18 protein-coding genes, 1 tRNA gene and 1 riboswitch are annotated in these 16,345 nt (G+C 71.0%); of the genes, 7 read left to right on the top strand and 12 right to left on the bottom strand.

The features are described from left to right. On the top strand, positions 1-1,328 hold a 1,328-nt coding region (locus ACIF8S_RS04025), incomplete at its 5' end, for an SGNH/GDSL hydrolase family protein (RefSeq protein WP_399997163.1). Between the two features lie 36 nt (positions 1,329-1,364). On the opposite strand, the gene ACIF8S_RS04020 is transcribed toward ACIF8S_RS04025, so the two are convergent. The 4 genes from ACIF8S_RS04020 to ACIF8S_RS04005 are packed head-to-tail and all read right to left on the bottom strand — an operon-like array spanning position 1,365 to position 4,868. Further along, positions 1,365-2,213, bottom strand: coding sequence for a DUF1707 domain-containing protein (locus tag ACIF8S_RS04020; protein ID WP_399997161.1), 849 nt, complete (start codon positions 2,211-2,213; stop codon positions 1,365-1,367). Positions 2,214-2,246: 33 nt separating this feature from the next. Next, positions 2,247-3,260 (bottom strand): ATP-binding cassette domain-containing protein, encoded by a 1,014-nt coding sequence (locus ACIF8S_RS04015; protein ID WP_399997160.1) that lies wholly within the window; start codon positions 3,258-3,260, stop codon positions 2,247-2,249. An 8-nt stretch (positions 3,261-3,268) separates the two neighbouring features. Next, complete coding sequence (locus ACIF8S_RS04010) at positions 3,269-4,090, bottom strand: ABC transporter permease (protein ID WP_399997158.1); 822 nt, start codon at positions 4,088-4,090, stop codon at positions 3,269-3,271. Further along, positions 4,083-4,868, bottom strand: coding sequence for an ABC transporter permease (locus ACIF8S_RS04005; protein WP_399997790.1), 786 nt, complete (start codon positions 4,866-4,868; stop codon positions 4,083-4,085). Before ACIF8S_RS04005 ends, ACIF8S_RS04010 begins: the two co-directional genes overlap by 8 nt. Positions 4,869-5,152: 284 nt before the next feature. Here ACIF8S_RS04005 and ACIF8S_RS04000 point away from each other — a divergent pair, with 284 nt between their 5' ends. Next, positions 5,153-7,690: a transglycosylase domain-containing protein gene (locus ACIF8S_RS04000; protein ID WP_399997157.1), complete on the top strand. Its 2,538-nt coding sequence runs from the start codon at positions 5,153-5,155 to the stop codon at positions 7,688-7,690. Positions 7,691-7,716: 26 nt separating this feature from the next. On the opposite strand, the gene ACIF8S_RS03995 is transcribed toward ACIF8S_RS04000, so the two are convergent. From ACIF8S_RS03995 to ACIF8S_RS03985, 3 genes are all read right to left on the bottom strand, one after another. Beyond that, a complete protein-coding gene (locus tag ACIF8S_RS03995; RefSeq protein WP_399997155.1) occupies positions 7,717-8,037 on the bottom strand; it encodes a DMT family transporter in 321 nt (106 codons plus the stop codon). A 34-nt stretch (positions 8,038-8,071) separates the two neighbouring features. Continuing rightward, positions 8,072-8,138, bottom strand: a riboswitch (guanidine-III (ykkC-III) riboswitch). 94 nt (positions 8,139-8,232) lie between these two features. Then, the gene (locus ACIF8S_RS03990) at positions 8,233-8,535 is read right to left on the bottom strand and encodes a co-chaperone GroES (protein WP_156698885.1); all 303 of its coding nucleotides are present in this window, start codon (positions 8,533-8,535) and stop codon (positions 8,233-8,235) included. 114 nt (positions 8,536-8,649) lie between these two features. Continuing rightward, on the bottom strand, positions 8,650-8,979 hold the full coding sequence (locus ACIF8S_RS03985) for a DUF3618 domain-containing protein (RefSeq protein ID WP_215210046.1): 330 nt from the start codon (positions 8,977-8,979) through the stop codon (positions 8,650-8,652). Positions 8,980-9,117: 138 nt separating this feature from the next. Between ACIF8S_RS03985 and bcp the strand changes: the two genes are divergently transcribed. Both bcp and ACIF8S_RS03975 read left to right on the top strand, forming a co-directional pair. Continuing rightward, positions 9,118-9,585 (top strand): thioredoxin-dependent thiol peroxidase, encoded by a 468-nt coding sequence (gene bcp / locus ACIF8S_RS03980; RefSeq protein WP_231156913.1) that lies wholly within the window; start codon positions 9,118-9,120, stop codon positions 9,583-9,585. Positions 9,586-9,750: 165 nt separating this feature from the next. Continuing rightward, positions 9,751-9,833: transfer RNA gene (locus tag ACIF8S_RS03975), tRNA-Leu, on the top strand. A 40-nt stretch (positions 9,834-9,873) separates the two neighbouring features. On the opposite strand, the gene rdgB is transcribed toward ACIF8S_RS03975, so the two are convergent. From rdgB to ACIF8S_RS03955, 4 genes are all read right to left on the bottom strand, one after another. Beyond that, positions 9,874-10,476: an RdgB/HAM1 family non-canonical purine NTP pyrophosphatase gene (gene rdgB, locus ACIF8S_RS03970; protein ID WP_399997154.1), complete on the bottom strand. Its 603-nt coding sequence runs from the start codon at positions 10,474-10,476 to the stop codon at positions 9,874-9,876. A gap of 37 nt (positions 10,477-10,513) precedes the next feature. Continuing rightward, entirely contained in the window at positions 10,514-10,912 is a 399-nt protein-coding gene (locus ACIF8S_RS03965) for a hypothetical protein (RefSeq protein ID WP_399997153.1), read from the bottom strand. A gap of 141 nt (positions 10,913-11,053) precedes the next feature. Continuing rightward, on the bottom strand, positions 11,054-11,791 hold the full coding sequence (gene rph / locus ACIF8S_RS03960; RefSeq protein WP_399997152.1) for a ribonuclease PH: 738 nt from the start codon (positions 11,789-11,791) through the stop codon (positions 11,054-11,056). Between the two features lie 110 nt (positions 11,792-11,901). Continuing rightward, positions 11,902-12,135 carry a glucose PTS transporter subunit EIIB gene (locus ACIF8S_RS03955; protein WP_399997151.1) on the bottom strand — a complete coding sequence of 78 codons (234 nt, stop codon included), beginning with the start codon at positions 12,133-12,135 and terminating at the stop codon, positions 11,902-11,904. Positions 12,136-12,320: 185 nt separating this feature from the next. Between ACIF8S_RS03955 and ACIF8S_RS03950 the strand changes: the two genes are divergently transcribed. Both ACIF8S_RS03950 and ACIF8S_RS03945 read left to right on the top strand, forming a co-directional pair. Next, entirely contained in the window at positions 12,321-13,628 is a 1,308-nt protein-coding gene (locus ACIF8S_RS03950; protein WP_399997788.1) for a PTS transporter subunit EIIC, read from the top strand. A gap of 210 nt (positions 13,629-13,838) precedes the next feature. Then, positions 13,839-15,089 carry a PTS transporter subunit EIIC gene (locus ACIF8S_RS03945; RefSeq protein ID WP_349792483.1) on the top strand — a complete coding sequence of 417 codons (1,251 nt, stop codon included), beginning with the start codon at positions 13,839-13,841 and terminating at the stop codon, positions 15,087-15,089. Positions 15,090-15,244: 155 nt separating this feature from the next. On the opposite strand, the gene ACIF8S_RS03940 is transcribed toward ACIF8S_RS03945, so the two are convergent. Next, the gene (locus ACIF8S_RS03940; protein ID WP_399997150.1) at positions 15,245-15,997 is read right to left on the bottom strand and encodes an MBL fold metallo-hydrolase; all 753 of its coding nucleotides are present in this window, start codon (positions 15,995-15,997) and stop codon (positions 15,245-15,247) included. 202 nt (positions 15,998-16,199) lie between these two features. On the opposite strand from ACIF8S_RS03940, the gene ACIF8S_RS03935 reads away from it, so the two are divergent. Next, complete coding sequence (locus ACIF8S_RS03935) at positions 16,200-16,334, top strand: hypothetical protein (RefSeq protein ID WP_399997809.1); 135 nt, start codon at positions 16,200-16,202, stop codon at positions 16,332-16,334. The last annotated feature ends 11 nt before the right edge of the window (positions 16,335-16,345 follow it).

The raw sequence follows: 16,345 nt of genomic DNA, 5'->3' as shown, positions 1-16,345 counted from the left end.
GGCCCGACCGGCACGGGGCCCTGCTCGCCGCGATGCTCGTGGCCGTCCTCGCCGTGTCGTCCGTCATCTTCGTCGGCGTCTCGGCCGACCGCTCCCGCGGACGCGACACCCTCGCCGGCACCGGCGTCCTCGGCCTGCCCGTCGCCCCGGCCTCCGCCGGCACCTGGGTCACCGCCTGGACGGCCTCCCCCGGCGGCGCCGAACCCGGCACGGAGACCACCGGGCTCGCCGGCCGCTCCGTGCGCAACGTCGTGCACACCACCGCCGGCGGCACCCGCGCCCGGGTCACCCTGTCCAACCTCTACGGCCGCTCCCCACTGACCCTCACGCGCGCCTCCGTCGCCGTCGCGGCCGGCCGGGACACCGCGGCGGCGCTGGCGGAGACCATGCGCCCGCTGACCTTCGCCGGGAACCCGTCGGTCGTCGTCCCGGCGGGCGGACAGGTGGTCAGCGACGTCGTACGTGTCCGCGTCCCGCGCGACGGACACGTCCTCATCAGCACCTACTCGCCGATCCCGTCGGGGCCGGTCACCTTCCACAAGCACGCCCGGCAGATCTCCTGGGTCGCCGAGGGCGAGCACACCCACGACACCACCGGGGCCGCCTACTCGGGGCGGAGCACGGTCTGGCGGTACGTGACCGCGCTGGACGTCCTCAGCGACGACTCCGAGGGCACGGTCGTCGTCCTCGGCGACTCCCTCACCGACGGCATCACCTCCACCGTCGGCGCCGACGCCCGCTGGCCCGACGTGCTGTCCGGCCGGCTGCGCGCGGCCCTCGCCGACGGCCGGGACCTCCCCCGGTACAGCGTCGTCAACGCCGGGATCAGCGGGAACGAGATCCTCGCCGACCGGTCCGGGACGCCGCCCGAGAACCCCGGCGCGCTGCGCCGCTTCGACCGGGACGTGCTGGGACGCGCGCACGTCGAGGTGGTGGTCGTCGTGCTCGGCATCAACGACATCCTGCGCGCGCCCGGCACCGCCGACCCCGAGCGGATCGTGGGCGGTCTGACGGCCCTGGTGGAGCGGGCGCACGCCCAGGGGATCAAGGCCGTCGGGGCGACGCTGATGCCGTTCGGCGGCCACCGCGCGTACACCGACGCGCGCGAGGACGTACGGCAGCGGGTCAACGCGGCGATCCGCGACGGGGGCGTGTTCGACGCGGTCGTCGACTTCGACGAGGCGCTGCGGGACGGGTACGACCCGCGGCGGTTCCGCGCGGGCTACGACTCCGGCGACGGCCTGCACCCCAGCGACGAGGGGTACGCGCGCATGGCGGAGGCGTTCGACCTGGACGCGCTGAAGGGCGGCGCCCCGGCCCGCCTCTGACGCGTCACCGGGCCACCGCCGCAGCGGTGGCGGCCGTCAGTCGTCCTCCGGCCGGGGTTCGGGCCGGCGGTGCGGGGAGTGCAGGTCCAGCGGGTCGTGCAGCGGGCGGGGCGCCTCCACCTCACGGCGGTGCCGGTCCGAGCGCTCCAGGTGCTCCTGACGCTGCCGCTCCGCACGGTCCAGGTGCTGCCGGCGCCGCTCCTCCTTGCGTTCGAGCTTCTCCCGGCGACGCTCCTCGCGCAGCCGCTGCCGCTCCGCGCGGGGCAGCTTGCGCTCGACGCCCACACCGCCCCAGAAGGCCAGGCCCGTGACGACGACGCGCGGGGCGCCCGGCTCGGCCGGCACACCCTCCTCACGGTGGTCGAAGCCGCCCATGATGCCGACGCCGCGCACCACGACCTCCACGCCGGGCGGCACGATCACCTCCACCCCGCCCATGATCGCGACGGCGTTGATGACGATCTCCCGGTCCGCGAAGTTCGCCTCGCGCAGGTCGATCTCGCCGCCGCCCCAGAAGGCGAAGCAGTTGAAGCGCCGCGGCGCCGTCCACCGCCCCTTGCGCTGGAAGCCGCTCATCACGGCCACCGCCCAGCTCGACGTCCCCGGGTCGTCCCCGCCGACGATGCGGTCCGCCCAACCACCGCCGTCCGCCGGGTCCTTCGTCAGGGAGACGGCGGGCACCGGGGCCGAGCCCGCACCGGGGAGGTCACGGGTGATCGGCGTCAGTTCCCCGTACGTGCGCGCCTTGTACGTCGCGTCGAGCCGCTCCTCGAACTCCTCCATGTCCAGACGGCCCTCGGCGAGGGCGTCCCGGAGGATCTCGGCGACCCGTTCGCGGTCGGCGTCGGCGGCACGGAGGTCCGGGGCGGGTACGTCGTCGGTCATGGCAGCAGCCTACGAGTTGTCCCCGTCACACGGCTACGACGACTGCGTCGGGGTACGCCCGGCCCGCTCCGCGTACATCTTCGCGATGACGGCCTCGATGTCCGGCTCCCGCACCGACAGGTCGACCAGCGGGTAGCGTTCGGCGACCCGCGCCACCAGCCCGGCCGCCGACTCCGACGCCGGGAACGCCACCCACTGCCGCGGCCCCTCCACCCGCACCACACGCGCCGGCGCGGGCACCTCGACCGGCGGGCACTCGCGCTCCAGGTCCACCACCAGCGTCCGCTCGCTCTCCCCCACCTCGTGCAGCCCGGCGAGCGGCCCGTCGTACACCATCCGTCCGTGGTCGATCACCATCACCCGGGAACACACCTGCTCGATGTCCTGCAGGTCGTGCGTCGTCAGCAGCACCGTCGTGGCGCGCTCGGCGTTCACCTGCCGCAGGAAGTCCCGCACCCGGGTCTTGGAGACGACGTCCAGACCGATCGTCGGCTCGTCCAGGTACAGCACCTCCGGGTCGTGCAGCAGCGCCGCCGCGATGTCCCCGCGCATCCGCTGCCCCAGCGACAGCTGCCGCACCGGCACCTCCAACAGATCGCCCAGGTCGAGCAGTTCGACCAGCCGGGCGAGGTTCTCCCGGTAGCGGGCGTCGGGGATGCGGTACATGCGGTGCATCAGCTTGTACGAGTCGATCAGCGGGAGGTCCCACCACAGCGTGGTGCGCTGCCCGAACACCACCCCTATGCGGTGGGCCAGCCGGGTCCGCTCCCGGGACGGGTCGATTCCCGCGACCCGCAGCCGGCCCGCGCTCGGCGTGAGGATGCCCGTCAGCATCTTGATCGTCGTGGACTTCCCCGCGCCGTTCGGGCCGATGTAGCCGACCATCTCCCCGCGCGCCACGGTGAACGAGATCGAGTCCACGGCCCGCACCTGGTGCCGCTCCCGCCGCAGCAGCCCCTTGCGCCTGCGCACGTCGAAGACCTTCTCGACCCCCTCCAGCGCGATGAACCCCTCGGTACCGGTGTCCGGTCCGGCTGTCGTGTGCATCCGCCCGCTCAACTCCCCACGCTCATGTACGACCTGAGACCGGTCCGCCACGCCAGCCCGGCCAGCGCACAGCACCCCGCCGCCACCAGCGGCGACGCGAAGGCCACCCAGCCCGGCAGCACCACCGGGTACGGACGCCCCAGCACCTGGGCGGCCGGCACCCAGTTGACGAAGGCCAGCGGCAGCACGAACGTCACCCCCCGCACCAGGTCCTTCCCGAACACGCTCGGCGGGTACTGCAGCATCGTCGTCCCGCCGTACGTGAACGCGTTCTGCACCTCGGCGGCGTCCTGCGCGTAGATCTGGAAGACCGCGCCCGCCACGAACACCGCGACGAAGATCGCCGCACCGGAGAGCACCATCAGCGGCACCAGCAGTACCCGCGCCACCGTCCAGTCGATGTCCGCCGCCACCAGCGCCCAGCCCAGCACCGCCCCGCCCTGCACGAGCCGGCCCAGCCGGCGCAGCGAGAAACGGTCCCCGCCGATCTGCGCCAGCACCGGAACGGGACGCACCAGCAGCACGTCGAAGGAACCGTCCCGGATCCGGGAACCCAGCTGCGCCATCGACCCGGCCGCCAGATGCGCGATCCCGAACGACGTCACCGACGCCCCGTACAGGAACGCCACCTCGGGCAGCGACCAGCCGGCCAGCGAGTCGACGTGCGAGAACATCAGCAGGATCCCCACGAAGTCCAGGCCCGTCATCACCAGGTTCCCGAACAGCGTGAAGACGAAGGAGGTCCGGTAGGTCATGCCGGACCGCACCCACATGCCGGCGATCATCCGGTAGGCCCGCAGGCCCTCCAGCACCGCACCGCGCTCAGCCACCCTGCACCACCACCCGGCGCGTGGCCGCCGACTGCACCACCCGGCCCGCCGCCAGCAGCACCACCGCCCACACGGCCTGGAACACGAACGCCCCCGCCGCGCCCGTCTCCCCCATCAGCACGTCCGCCGGCACCTGCAGCTGCGCCGCCCACGGCAACGCCCGCGCGACCTCCCCGAACCCTCCGGGAAAGACGTTCAGCGGCAGCACCATGCCCGAGAAGAACACCCCGAGGATCATCATCGCCTGGTTGACGCCCGTACCGTCCAGCAGCCAGAACACGCTCAGCGCCACCAGGTAACGGATCGCGAAACTCACCACCGCCGCCAGCGCCAGCGCCACCGCGAAGGACGCCCACACGTCGAACCGCGTGGGCAGCGCCGTGGGAAACAGCAGCCCGCCCACCAGGAACGGCACCACACCCCGCCCCAGCAGCTGGAACATCCCCCGGCCCAGATCGCTCGCCAGCCACCACAGCTGCAGATCCGCCGGCCGGTACAGGTCCACCGCGATGTCACCCGTGCGGATCCGCTCCATCAACTCCTGCTCCACACCCCCGCCCTGCAGCGCCAGCGCCGCGAACAGGCACTGCCCCAGCCACACGTACGTCACCGCCTGCGCCTGGTCGTACCCCCCGAGATCCGGACGCTCGTCCCAGAGCGCCAGATACGTGTACACGAGGATCAGCCCGAACACCGTGTTGGTGAACACCCCCGCCACGGTGGCCGCCCGGTACGACGCGTACCGCCGGAACCCCCGGACCGCCACGGCCAGGTACAACCGCGCCGAGCCCACGCCCTCGTCCCCCTCCCGCGTCCGCACCGAAGCGCAGGAGCCTAGTGCGCGCGCCGAATCCGCCGCCACGGGTTTTCCGTCCCGTCCGCCGGTCGGGGGAACGTTCGGCGCGGCCGTAGCCGGGAAGCCGCACGGGTGCGTGACGCGCGTCGCCGTCTGCGAACGCGGCGCCGGATGCGACAGTCTTCAATAGGAGGCACGCATGAGGCGTACGCGTACACAAGAGGCGTACGGGAACGAACAAGGCGAAACAGGAGTCCGTGCACGACATGAGCGACGAGCCGCAGCCGAAGAAGCCCCGGCCGGGCTGGGCATCGCACGAACCCCGGACGCCCGGCACCCCCCGCCCCGGCACCGGCGGCGAGGACGACGGCACGGCGCCCTCCGGCCCCGGCGAACCCACCGCGGCCGAGGGACCCGACGCACCCGGCGTCACACGAACGGATGAAACCGGTCGTACTCGTCCCGACGACCCCCGCGCCGCGCGGAAAGCGGCCCGCCAGGAACGGCGCGCCGCCCGCAAGGCCCGCCGCACCGGCTGGCGCCGCGCCGTCCCCACCTGGCGCATGGTCCTCGGCGCGTTCCTCGTCACCGCCCTGCTCCTCGTCGGCGGCTTCCTCCTCGGCTACGCCCTCGTCCAGATCCCCGCCGCCAACGCCGCCGCCACCCAGCAGGCCAACGTCTACCTCTACGCCGACGGCTCCGTCATCGCCCGCGACGGCGAGGTCAACCGCGAGAACGTCACACTCGCCCAGATCTCCAAGGACGCCCAGCACGCCGTCCTCGCCGCCGAGGACCGCGACTTCTACACCGAGTCCGCCGTCGACCCCCAGGCCATGATCCGCGGCGCCTGGAACACCGTCACCGGCAAGGGCAAACAGTCCGGCTCCACCATCACCCAGCAGTACGTCAAGAACTACTACCTGCGCCAGGAGCAGACCGTCACCCGCAAGGTGAAGGAGTTCTTCATCGCCATCAAGCTGGACCGGAACCAGACCAAGGACGAGATCCTCGAGGGCTACCTCAACACCAGCTTCTTCGGCCGCGGCGCCTACGGCATCCAGGCCGCCGCCCACGCCTACTACGACATGGACGCCGACGAACTCGACGCCGGCCGCGCCGCCTACCTCGCCGCCCTCGTCAACGCCCCCAGCCAGTACGACGTCGTCGCCCACCCCGAGAACCGCGCCCTCGTCGAGGACCGCTGGAACTACGTCCTCGACGGCATGGTCGACGAAGGCTGGCTCGACCCCGGCGAACGCGCCCGCCTCACCTTCCCCGTCCCCAAGCGGACCACCCACTCCACCGGCATGTCCGGCCAGCGCGGCTACATCGTCAACATCGTCAAGCAGCACCTCGTCGACCAGAACATCGTCGACGAGACCTCCCTCGACGCCGGCGGCTACCGCATCACCACCACCCTGCAGAAGAAGAAGCAGGACGCCTTCGTCGACGCCGTCAACGACAACCTGATGGACCGCCTCGACCAGGACAGCCGCAAGGTCGACACCTACGTACGCGCCGGAGGCGCCTCCGTCGACCCCAAAACCGGCAAGGTCGTCGCGATGTACAACGGCATCGACTACGTCAAGCAGTACACCCCCAACGCCACCCGCCGGGACTTCCAGGTCGGCTCCTCCTTCAAGCCGTTCGTCTTCACCGCCGCCGTCGAGAACGGCTCCCGCACCCAGGACGGCCGCCGCATCACCCCCACCACCCGCTACGACGGCACCAGCGAACGCCCCGTCCAGGGCTGGCCCGGCGAACGGTACGCACCCGAGAACGAGGACCACGAGGACTACGGCGACATCACCGTCCGCGAGGCCACCGACAAGTCCGTCAACGCCGTCTACGCGCAGATGGCCGTCGACGTCGGCCCCGACAAGGTCCGCCGCACCGCCATCGACCTCGGCCTGTCCAAGGACACCCCCAGCCTCGACGACGCCGGCCCCTCCATCGCCCTCGGCGTCGCCACCGCCAGCGTCCTCGACATGGCCCAGGCCTACGCCACCCTCGCCAACCACGGCAAGCACACCCCGTACACCCTCGTCGAGAAGGTCACCCAGAACGGCCAGGACGTCACCCTGCCCGACCGGCGCACCCGCCAGGCCGTCAGCCGCGAGGCCGCCGACACCACCACCGCCGTCCTCAAGGGCGTCGTCGAGAACGGCACCGCCACCGCCGCCCAGACCTCGGGACACCCCGCCGCCGGCAAGACCGGTACCGCCGAGGAGGACACCGCCGCCTGGTTCGCCGGCTACACCCCCGACCTCGCCACCGTCGTCGCCGTCATGGGCCAGGACCCCGTCACCGCCGGCCACAAATCCCTCTACGGCGCCATGGGCCTGCCCCGCGTCAACGGCGGCGGCGCCCCCGCCGAGATCTGGGGCCAGTACACCCGCGACGCCCTCAAGGGCGCCGCCGTACGCTCCTTCGACCTGCGCCTCCAGCCCGGCGCCGACGAGAGCCAGCCGCCGGCCCCCGACTCCAGCACCGGCGCCTCCTCCTCCGGCGACCCCTCCGGCACCGCGACCGACGCGCCCGACGACGAGGACACCGACACCCCCACCCCGGACGACAGCGGCAGCCGCACCGGCGGCGGGAACGGCGACACCGGCGAACAGGACAGCACCGGCGGCACCACCACCGGCTCCCCCACCGGAGGCGGGAGCGGCGACTCCACCGACGGCGGCACCGGCACCGGAGACGGCGACACCGCGGGCGGCACCGACGACGGCGGCAACCGCGACGAACTCCCCGGACCCGGCGGACTCAGCGGCGCCCTCGACGGACGCCGCTGGAACTAGCGGCCGCCAGGGGGCGCTGGTGGCCGCTAGTGGCCGGAGGTCGCCTTCAGCCCCACCACGGCGACCAGCAGCAGACAGATGAAGAAGATCCGGGCGGCGGTCACCGGCTCCCCCAGCACCACCATGCCCAGCACCGCCGCCCCGGCCGCGCCGATCCCCACCCACACGCCGTACGCCGTACCGATCGGCAGCGTCCGTGCCGCGTACGACAGCAGCAGCATGCTCGTCACGATGCCCGCACCCGTCAGCACACTCGGCACCAGACGGGTGAAGCCATCCGTGTACTTCATACCGATCGACCAGCCGACCTCCAGCAGACCGGCGACCACCAACAGAACCCAGGCCATGACAGGCACCTCCGGGACACGACAGCGAAACGGGGGTGCGTCGTCTTTGCCTTCACCCCGGTACGGCGCGTCTCGTCGGGGCCCGCACGACCACGCCACACAGGGGCGCCGTACAGGACCCTCCACGGTAACCGACCACACGAGAAGGGCCGGTGACACCCGTCACCGGCCCTCCGGACAGCTGGAACCACCGACCTACAGGTACAGCCCGGTCGAGTCCTCCGACCCCTCGAAACGGTCCGCGGCCACCGCGTGCAGATCACGCTCCCGCATCAGCACGTACGCCGTACCGCGCACCTCGACCTCCGCCCGGTCCTCCGGGTCGAACAGCACCCGGTCACCCGGCTCCACCGTCCGCACGTTCTGCCCCACCGCGACCACCTCGGCCCAGGCCAGCCGACGGCCCACCGCCGCCGTCGCGGGAATGAGAATGCCGCCACCCGACCGCCGCTCACCCTCACCGGTCTCCTGCCGCACGAGCACACGGTCGTGCAGCATCCGGATCGGCAGCTTGTCGTGCGGGGAACTGTCGTTTCTCTTGGCGCTCACAGCCTGAAACCTACCTGCCTCGACGACGGACGCACGCGGGAGGGGTGACCGTCCGGCGGCACGTCAGCGCCGCCGCCTGCGGGACCCCAGGGCCAGCAGACCCACGACCCCCACCACCAGCACCGCCACCGGAACCACCCGCTCCAGCCGCGGCGCGCCCGCCTCGTCCACGAACTGCGCCTTGACGTCGCTCACCACACGGTTCACGCCCACATAGGCGCGGCCCAGCGTGTGGTCGACGTTCGACACGACCCTGGCCTTCGCGTCCCCCACGATCGTCTTCGGGTGCACCCGCACCCCGATCTCGTCCAGCGTCTCCGCCAGCGCCGCACGGCGACGCTCGATGTCCGCCTCGATCTGCGCCGGGGTCCTGGTGTCCGCCGTGTCCGCCACCGTGTCGCCTCCGCAATCCACATGTTGCCTGTGCCGGACAGTCTGTCAGCTCCAGGCCGCGCCGCACTGTCAGGACCCCCGGTTACCCTCGATCCCGGCACCCGATCCACGCAGTGCACGTACGAGGAGACCAGACCGATGAGCGAACGCCTCCAGCCCGGGGACGAGGCCCCCGCCTTCACCCTGCCCGACGCCGACGGCAACGAGGTGTCGCTGGCCGACCACAAGGGCCGCAAGGTCATCGTCTACTTCTACCCGGCGGCGCTGACCCCCGGCTGCACCAAGCAGGCCTGCGACTTCACCGACAACCTCGAGCTGCTGGCCGGCGCGGGCTACGACGTCATCGGCATCTCGCCCGACGCGCCCGAGAAGCTCGCCAAGTTCCGCGAGAAGGAGTCGCTGAAGGTCACCCTCCTCGCCGACCCGGACAAGAAGGTCCTCGACGCCTACGGCGCCTTCGGCGAGAAGAAGAACTACGGCAAGACCTACATGGGCGTCATCCGCTCCACGATCGTCGTCGACGAGGAGGGCAAGGTCGAACACGCCCTGTACAACGTCCGCGCGACGGGCCACGTGGCCAAGATCATCAAGGACCTGGGCATCTGACGCCGGAGCCTTTGCAACGGCCTGTACCGGAGCGCCGGTACAGGCCGTTCCGCTTTCCGGGATCTGAGCCTGCTGTGCCCGAACCGCCCCGTCCTCACCCGTACCTGGCTCAGAGGCGGGAACCGACGTGGACCGTCAGCTCAGCCGGGTAGCATGGCCCCGCAGGCGGCCGTTGCTGAATGGTATAAGCAGAGGTTTTAGGTGCCTCGGGGCATTTGCCCATGTGGGTTCGACTCCCATCGGCCGCACGCGTGGAGGGGCCGCCGATCGGTGGCCCCTCAGCATCGCTCAGCCCAACAACTCCCGCACCACCGGCACCAGTGCCCGGAACGCCTTCCCCCGGTGGCTGATCGCGTTCTTCTCGGCCGGGGTCAGCTCCGCGCACGTGCGCGTCTCGCCTTCCGGCTGGAGGATCGGGTCGTAGCCGAAGCCGTTCGTGCCGGCGGGGGCGTGGCGGAGGGTGCCGCCCAGGCGGCCCTCGACGACCCGCTCGGTGCCGTCGGGGAGGGCGAGGGCGGCGGCGCAGGCGAAGGACGCGCCGCGGTGCTCCTCGGCGATGTCGCCGAGCTGGGCGAGGAGGAGGTCGAGGTTGGCCTGGTCGTCGCCGTGGCGGCCGGACCAGCGGGCGGAGAAGATGCCGGGGGCGCCGCCGAGGACGTCGACACAGAGGCCGGAGTCGTCGGCGACGGCGGGCAGGCCGGTGGCCTGGGCGAGGGCGTGGGCCTTGAGGAGGGCGTTCTCGGCGAAGGTGACGCCGGTTTCCTTGACGTCGGGGACGTCGGGGTAGGCGTCGGCGCCGACGAGTTCGTGGGGCAGGCCCGCGTCGGCGAGGATCGAGCGGAGCTCGGTGATCTTTCCGGCGTTGCGGGTGGCGAGGATCAGGCGGGTCATGGGCCCAGTATCCCTGGGCCCATGGCGGGGGCCGTCGTTACGGGGTGCAGACCTTGGTGAGTTCGCCCGCCGCGTCGGTGACGGGGCTGATGTCGGGGGTGGGGTCGCCTTCGTCGATGGAGGTGCGGACGTTGGTGACGGCTTGTTCGAGGTTCTCGACGGCCTTGCCGACGTCGGCGTTGTCGGTTTCGTCGCGGAGTTTGCCGAGGTTGGTCTCGACGGAGTCGAGGGCTTCCTCGAGCTGGGTGACGTCGTTGGAGGCGTTCTCGACGGCCTGTTGCATGTCGGTGACGCTCTCGGCGACGGCGTCGGCGGTGCGGACGCAGTCCAGTGCCTTGTCGACGGCGTCGCAGCCGGTGGTGAGTCCGGCGGTGAGCGCGACGGCCGCCAGGGTGGCGGCGACGGCTGCGGTGCGGCGTCGGCGGCTCGAGGCCATGGAAGGTTCCCTCCCTCGTCGGGCCGGTGGGGCCCGGTTCGTCGGCGGGGCGCGCGGGGTGGAGCCGTGCGCCCGTATCCCTTCAGACGCGGCGGTGGCCGGCGCGGTTGCTCACGCCGGCCACGGTCCTTGGGGTGCCCTTTACTTTTCGAGGAGGGTACCGAGTGCGGCGTGCTGGGCGGTGGCGAGTTCGGTGCATCCGGTGACGGCGAGGTCGAGGAGGGCGTTGAGCTCGTCGCGGGCGAAGGGTTCGGCCTCGGCGGTGCCCTGGACCTCGACGAAGCGGCCGTCGCCGGTGCAGACGACGTTCATGTCGGTCTCGGCGCGTACGTCTTCCTCGTAGCAGAGGTCGAGGAGGGGGACGCCGGCGACGATGCCGACGGAGACGGCGGCGACGGTGCCGGTGAAGGGCTTGCGGCCGGGCTTGACGAGTTTCTTGCCCTGGGCCCAGCCGATGGCGTCGGCGAGGGCGACGTAGGCGCCGGTGATGGCGGCGGTGCGGGTGCCGCCGTCGGCCTGGAGGACGTCGCAGTCGAGGACGACCGTGTTCTCGCCGAGGGCCTTGTAGTCGATGACGGCGCGCAGGGAGCGGCCGATGAGGCGGCTGATCTCGTGGGTGCGGCCGCCGATGCGGCCGCGGACGGACTCGCGGTCGCCGCGGGTGTTGGTGGCGCGGGGGAGCATGGAGTATTCGGCGGTGACCCAGCCCTCGCCGCTGCCCTTGCGCCAGCGGGGGACGCCTTCGGTGAAGGAGGCGTTGCAGAGGACCTTGGTGTCGCCGAAGGAGACGAGGACGGAGCCTTCGGCGTGTTTGCTCCAGCCGCGTTCGATGGTGACGGGGCGGAGCTGTTCGGGGGTGCGGCCGTCGATGCGAGACATGGCGTCGAGCCTAGCCCTAGACGGGGTGGGCCCCTTCCGTGGTGGGGAAGGGGCCCGGGGTGCGGTGGCGGCCGGTGGGTGGCCGCGGTCGCGTCATGTGGCGGGGTGGCTCACATCATGTCTTCGATCTCGGCGGCGATGGGGTCGGCGTCGGTGCCGATGACGACCTGGATGGCGCTGCCCATCTTGACGACGCCGTGGGCGCCGGCGGCCTTGAGGGCGGCGTCGTTCACCTTGGAGGGGTCGACGACCTCGGTGCGGAGGCGGGTGATGCAGCCCTCGACCTCTTCGATGTTGTCGATGCCGCCGAGCCCGGCAACGATCTTCTCAGCCTTGGTGGCCATGTTCGTTCTCCCTGATCCGAACCGCTTTGTCGCAGTAACCCACAGTTGGCCCATCTTTGCGAGCGGTCATGTCGTGGGCGCTCGATGATGGGCGTCACGACAGCGGAACCGTCCTGCCTCACTGGTCTACACCACCGGGAGGACTGCCGCCAAACCCGTCATGGCCGCCCGGTGAAGGGGACTTGATGAGTGCCGAGACCCCCGCCGGTCCGGACGCCGGGGTGAGCCCCGCGCGGGAGCGCTGGAACCGGTTGTTCCAGGGGCTGCAGAAGATGGGGCGGAGTCTGCAGCTGCCGATCGCGGTGCTGCCGGCGGCGGGGATCCTCAACCGGCTGGGGCAGCCGGACGTGTTCGGGGACGACGGTCTGGGCTGGACGAACGTCTCGAAGGTGATGGCGGGTGCGGGCGGGGCGCTGCTGGACGGTTCGCTGGGGCTGCCGCTGCTGTTCTGTGTGGGTGTGGCCATCGGGATGGCGAAGAAGGCGGACGGGTCGACGGCGCTGGCGGCGGTGGTGGGGTTTCTCGTCTACTTCAATGTGCTGCGGCAGTTCCCGAAGGACTGTCCGGAGGGGTCAAAGGCGGTTCCGAACATCGGCTGTCAGCTGGCGGACGGGACGGTGACGGCGTTCGACTTCCAGAATCCGGGGGTGTTCGGCGGCATCGTCATCGGGTTGACGGCGGCGTATCTGTGGCAGCGGTTCCACCGCACGAAGCTGGTGGACTGGCTGGGCTTCTTCAACGGGCGCCGGCTGGTGCCGATCATCACGGCGTTCGCGGCGATCGTGTTCGCGGCGCTGTGCCTGTGGGTGTGGCCGCCGATCGGTGACGCGCTGGAGAGTTTCAGCGACTGGATGACGGGGCTGGGCGCGTGGGGTGCGGGTGTGTTCGGTGTGGCGAACCGGGCGTTGCTGGTGATCGGGCTGCACCAGTTCCTGAACGTGCCGATCTGGTTCCAGTTCGGGTCGTTCACGAAGCCGGACGGCACGGTGGTGCACGGTGACATCAACATGTTCCTGGCGGGTGATCCGGACGCGGGGCAGTTCCTGTCGGGGTTCTTCCCGATCATGATGTTCGCGTTGCCGGCGGCGGCGCTGGCGATCACGCACTGTGCGCGGCCGAGCCGGCGCAAGGAGATCGGCGGTCTGATGCTGTCGGTGGCGCTGACGTCGTTCGTGACGGGCATCACGGAGCCGATCGAGTACTCGTTCCTGTTCATCGCGCCGGCGTTGTACGCGGTGCACGCGGTGCTGACGGGTGTGTCGATGGCGGTGACGTGGGGGCTGGGGGTGCACGACGGCTTCAGCTTCTCGGCGGGGCTGATCGACTACGTCATCAACTGGAACCTGGCGACGAAGCCATGGCTGATCATTCCGATCGGTCTGGTGTTCGCGGCCGTGTATTACGTGGTGTTCCGCTTCGCGATCACGCGGTTCGATCTGAAGACTCCGGGGCGGGAGCCGGAGGAGGAGGTGGAGGACGCGGCGAGGCGTTGATCTCCTAGGCTGGAGGTGGCTGCCGAAGCCCTCGGATCCTTAAGTTCCGGGGGCTTTTCGGTGTGCCCGCGAAGGGTGTCGTCCGGCCGTTTCGCGCAGGCACCGTGCGTAGTGCCGCGGTCGCTATTTCGCGGGTTCCTTACGTGGCCTTCATCGTGCTACAACAGGTCTACACCAGTAGTGGTGTAGACCACCACCGATGGAGGAAGTATGAGCACCGCCACCGACTCGGCGGCCCCCGCGAAGAAGCGGGGATCCGGCCTGTTCCAGGGCCTGCAGAAGATCGGCCGCAGCCTGCAGCTCCCGATCGCCGTGCTCCCGGCGGCGGGCATCCTGCTCCGTCTCGGCCAGCCGGACGTGTTCGGCGCGGACGGTCTGGGCTGGGACAAGGTCGCGGCCGTCTTCGCCACCGCTGGTGGCGCGATCTTCGACAACCTGCCGATGCTCTTCTGCATCGGTGTGGCCATCGGCTTCGCCAAGAAGGCCGACGGCTCGACCGCCCTCGCCGCGCTCGTCGGCTTCCTGGTCTACAGCAACGTCCTGAAGGCCTTCCCGGTCACCGAGGCCAAGGTGCAGGACGGCGCGGACATAGCCGCGACCTACAACAACCCCGGTGTCCTCGGCGGCATCCTCATGGGTCTGCTGGCCGCGGTGCTCTGGCAGCGGTACCACCGCAAGCAGCTGGTGGACTGGCTCGGCTTCTTCAACGGCCGCCGGCTCGTCCCGATCATCATGGCGTTCGTCGGCACGCTCATGGGTGTCTTCTTCGGCCTCGTCTGGGAGCCGATCGGCAACGTCATCTCCGACGCGGGCGAGTGGATCACCGGTCTCGGTGCCGCGGGCGCGGGTCTGTTCGGTCTGATCAACCGCGCGCTGATCCCCATCGGCATGCACCAGTTCGTGAACACCGTCTCCTGGTTCCAGATCGGTGACTTCACCAACGCCGCCGGCGAGGTCGTCCACGGTGACCTGAACCGGTTCTTCGCCGGTGACCCGGACGCCGGTCTGTTCATGTCGGGCTTCTTCCCCATCATGATGTTCGGTCTCCCGGCCGCCGCGATCGCGATCGCGCACGCCGCCCGTCCCGAGCGCCGCAAGGCCGTGATGGGCATGATGGTCTCGCTCGCGCTGACCTCGTTCGTGACCGGTGTGACCGAGCCGATCGAGTTCGCGTTCATGTTCATCGCGCCGCTGCTGTACGTGATCCACGCGGTGCTCACCGCCCTGTCGATGGCGATCACCTGGGCGCTCGGTGTACACGCCGGCTTCACCTTCTCGGCGGGCTTCATCGACTACCTGCTGAACTGGAACCTGGCGACCAAGCCATGGCTGATCATCCCGATCGGCCTGGTGTTCGCGGTGATCTACTACGTGGTCTTCCGCTTCGCCATCGTCAAGTTCAACCTCACCACCCCGGGCCGCGAGCCCGAGGAGGAGATCGAGGACCTCACCAAGGCGTAGGTCCTCCCCCGCCCGACGCGAAGGCCCCGGAACCGAGACGGTTCCGGGGCCTTCGCCGTGCGGCGCGGGGGTTTTCGCCGTGCGGCGCGGGGGCCTTCGCCGTGCGGCGCGGGGGCCTTCGCCGTGCGGCGCGGGGACTCCGCCCTGTCGCGGCCTCAGATCTCGTACGTCGCCCCCGGCGCCGCCAGGCCGACCGGCCCGTCGTACACCGCGCGGGCGTCGGTGAGGTTGACCTGCGGGTCGGTCCACGGGGCGATGTGGGTGAGGATCAGCCGGCGGGCGCGTGCCCGGGCCGCCGTCTCGCCCGCCTCGCGGCCGTTGAGGTGCAGGTCGGGGATGTTCTCCTTGCCGTACGTGAAGGCGGCCTCGCACAGGAAGAGGTCGGCGTCGCGGCCGAGGTCGTCGAGCGCGGGGCTGACTCCCGTGTCGCCGGAGTAGGTGAGGGTCCTCCCGCCGTGCTCGATGCGGATGCCGTACGCCTCGACCGGGTGCGCGACGCGCTCGGTGTGCACGAGGAACGGTCCGATCTCGAAGGTGGACGGCTTGACCGTGTGGAAGTCGAAGACCTCGCTCATGGAGGAGGCCGAGGGGGTGTCGGCGTAGGCGGTCGTCAGCCGGTGCTCGGTGCCCTCGGGACCGTAGACCGGCAGCGGGGCGCAGCGGCCGCCGTCGTGCCGGTAGTAGCGCGCCACGAAGTAGGCGCACATGTCGATGCAGTGGTCGGCGTGCAGGTGGCTGAGGAAGATCGCGTCGAGGTCGTAGAGACCGCAGTGGCGCTGCAGCTCGCCCAGGGCGCCGTTGCCCATGTCGAGGAGCAGCCGGAAGCCGTCGGCCTCGACGAGGTAGCTCGAGCAGGCCGATTCCGCGGACGGGAACGACCCCGAGCAGCCGACGACGGTGAGCTTCATGAAGCAGAAACCTCCGCTGGCGGGTATGGAGAGACGGGGGTCGTGCGGTTCGTCGAGCGTAAGGCGCAAAACCTGCGGTCGCTCCTCCACCAGGCGCCGTTGTGGGCGAACTCACCTGCGCTGTCACCGGTTCGGCTGGAAGGGGCGCGCGCGGGGGCGGGAGGGGGCGCGCGGCGCCCGCTCGCGCCGGTACGGTCTGGGCATGAACACGGCCTGGTGGCTCGCGCTCGCCGCGGTGGTCCTGCTCGCCCTGGTCACCGCCCTGGTCGACGGCTGGGGCAGGGGCCACCGGCCGCGCAGGACGCGCCGCCCGAGACGCGACGGCGAACCGGAGTGACGACCCCCGGA

Source organism: Streptomyces sp. NPDC085937 (assembly GCF_044540535.1).
GTDB lineage: Bacteria > Actinomycetota > Actinomycetes > Streptomycetales > Streptomycetaceae > Streptomyces.
Note: the sequence above shows the minus strand (reverse complement) of the source record. Positions and strands in the feature narration are given on the sequence as shown.

Coding starts and splice junctions, on each gene's coding strand:
- ACIF8S_RS04020 (WP_399997161.1), bottom strand. CDS start 2,213: ATGACCGACGACGTACCCGCCCCGGACCTCCGTGCCGCCGACGCCGAC.
- ACIF8S_RS04015 (WP_399997160.1), bottom strand. CDS start 3,260: ATGCACACGACAGCCGGACCGGACACCGGTACCGAGGGGTTCATCGCG.
- ACIF8S_RS04000 (WP_399997157.1), top strand. CDS start 5,153: ATGAGCGACGAGCCGCAGCCGAAGAAGCCCCGGCCGGGCTGGGCATCG.
- ACIF8S_RS03995 (WP_399997155.1), bottom strand. CDS start 8,037: ATGGCCTGGGTTCTGTTGGTGGTCGCCGGTCTGCTGGAGGTCGGCTGG.
- ACIF8S_RS03990 (WP_156698885.1), bottom strand. CDS start 8,535: ATGCTGCACGACCGTGTGCTCGTGCGGCAGGAGACCGGTGAGGGTGAG.
- bcp (WP_231156913.1), top strand. CDS start 9,118: ATGAGCGAACGCCTCCAGCCCGGGGACGAGGCCCCCGCCTTCACCCTG.
- rdgB (WP_399997154.1), bottom strand. CDS start 10,476: ATGACCCGCCTGATCCTCGCCACCCGCAACGCCGGAAAGATCACCGAG.
- ACIF8S_RS03965 (WP_399997153.1), bottom strand. CDS start 10,912: ATGGCCTCGAGCCGCCGACGCCGCACCGCAGCCGTCGCCGCCACCCTG.
- rph (WP_399997152.1), bottom strand. CDS start 11,791: ATGTCTCGCATCGACGGCCGCACCCCCGAACAGCTCCGCCCCGTCACC.
- ACIF8S_RS03955 (WP_399997151.1), bottom strand. CDS start 12,135: ATGGCCACCAAGGCTGAGAAGATCGTTGCCGGGCTCGGCGGCATCGAC.
- ACIF8S_RS03950 (WP_399997788.1), top strand. CDS start 12,321: ATGAGTGCCGAGACCCCCGCCGGTCCGGACGCCGGGGTGAGCCCCGCG.
- ACIF8S_RS03945 (WP_349792483.1), top strand. CDS start 13,839: ATGAGCACCGCCACCGACTCGGCGGCCCCCGCGAAGAAGCGGGGATCC.
- ACIF8S_RS03940 (WP_399997150.1), bottom strand. CDS start 15,997: ATGAAGCTCACCGTCGTCGGCTGCTCGGGGTCGTTCCCGTCCGCGGAA.
- ACIF8S_RS03935 (WP_399997809.1), top strand. CDS start 16,200: ATGAACACGGCCTGGTGGCTCGCGCTCGCCGCGGTGGTCCTGCTCGCC.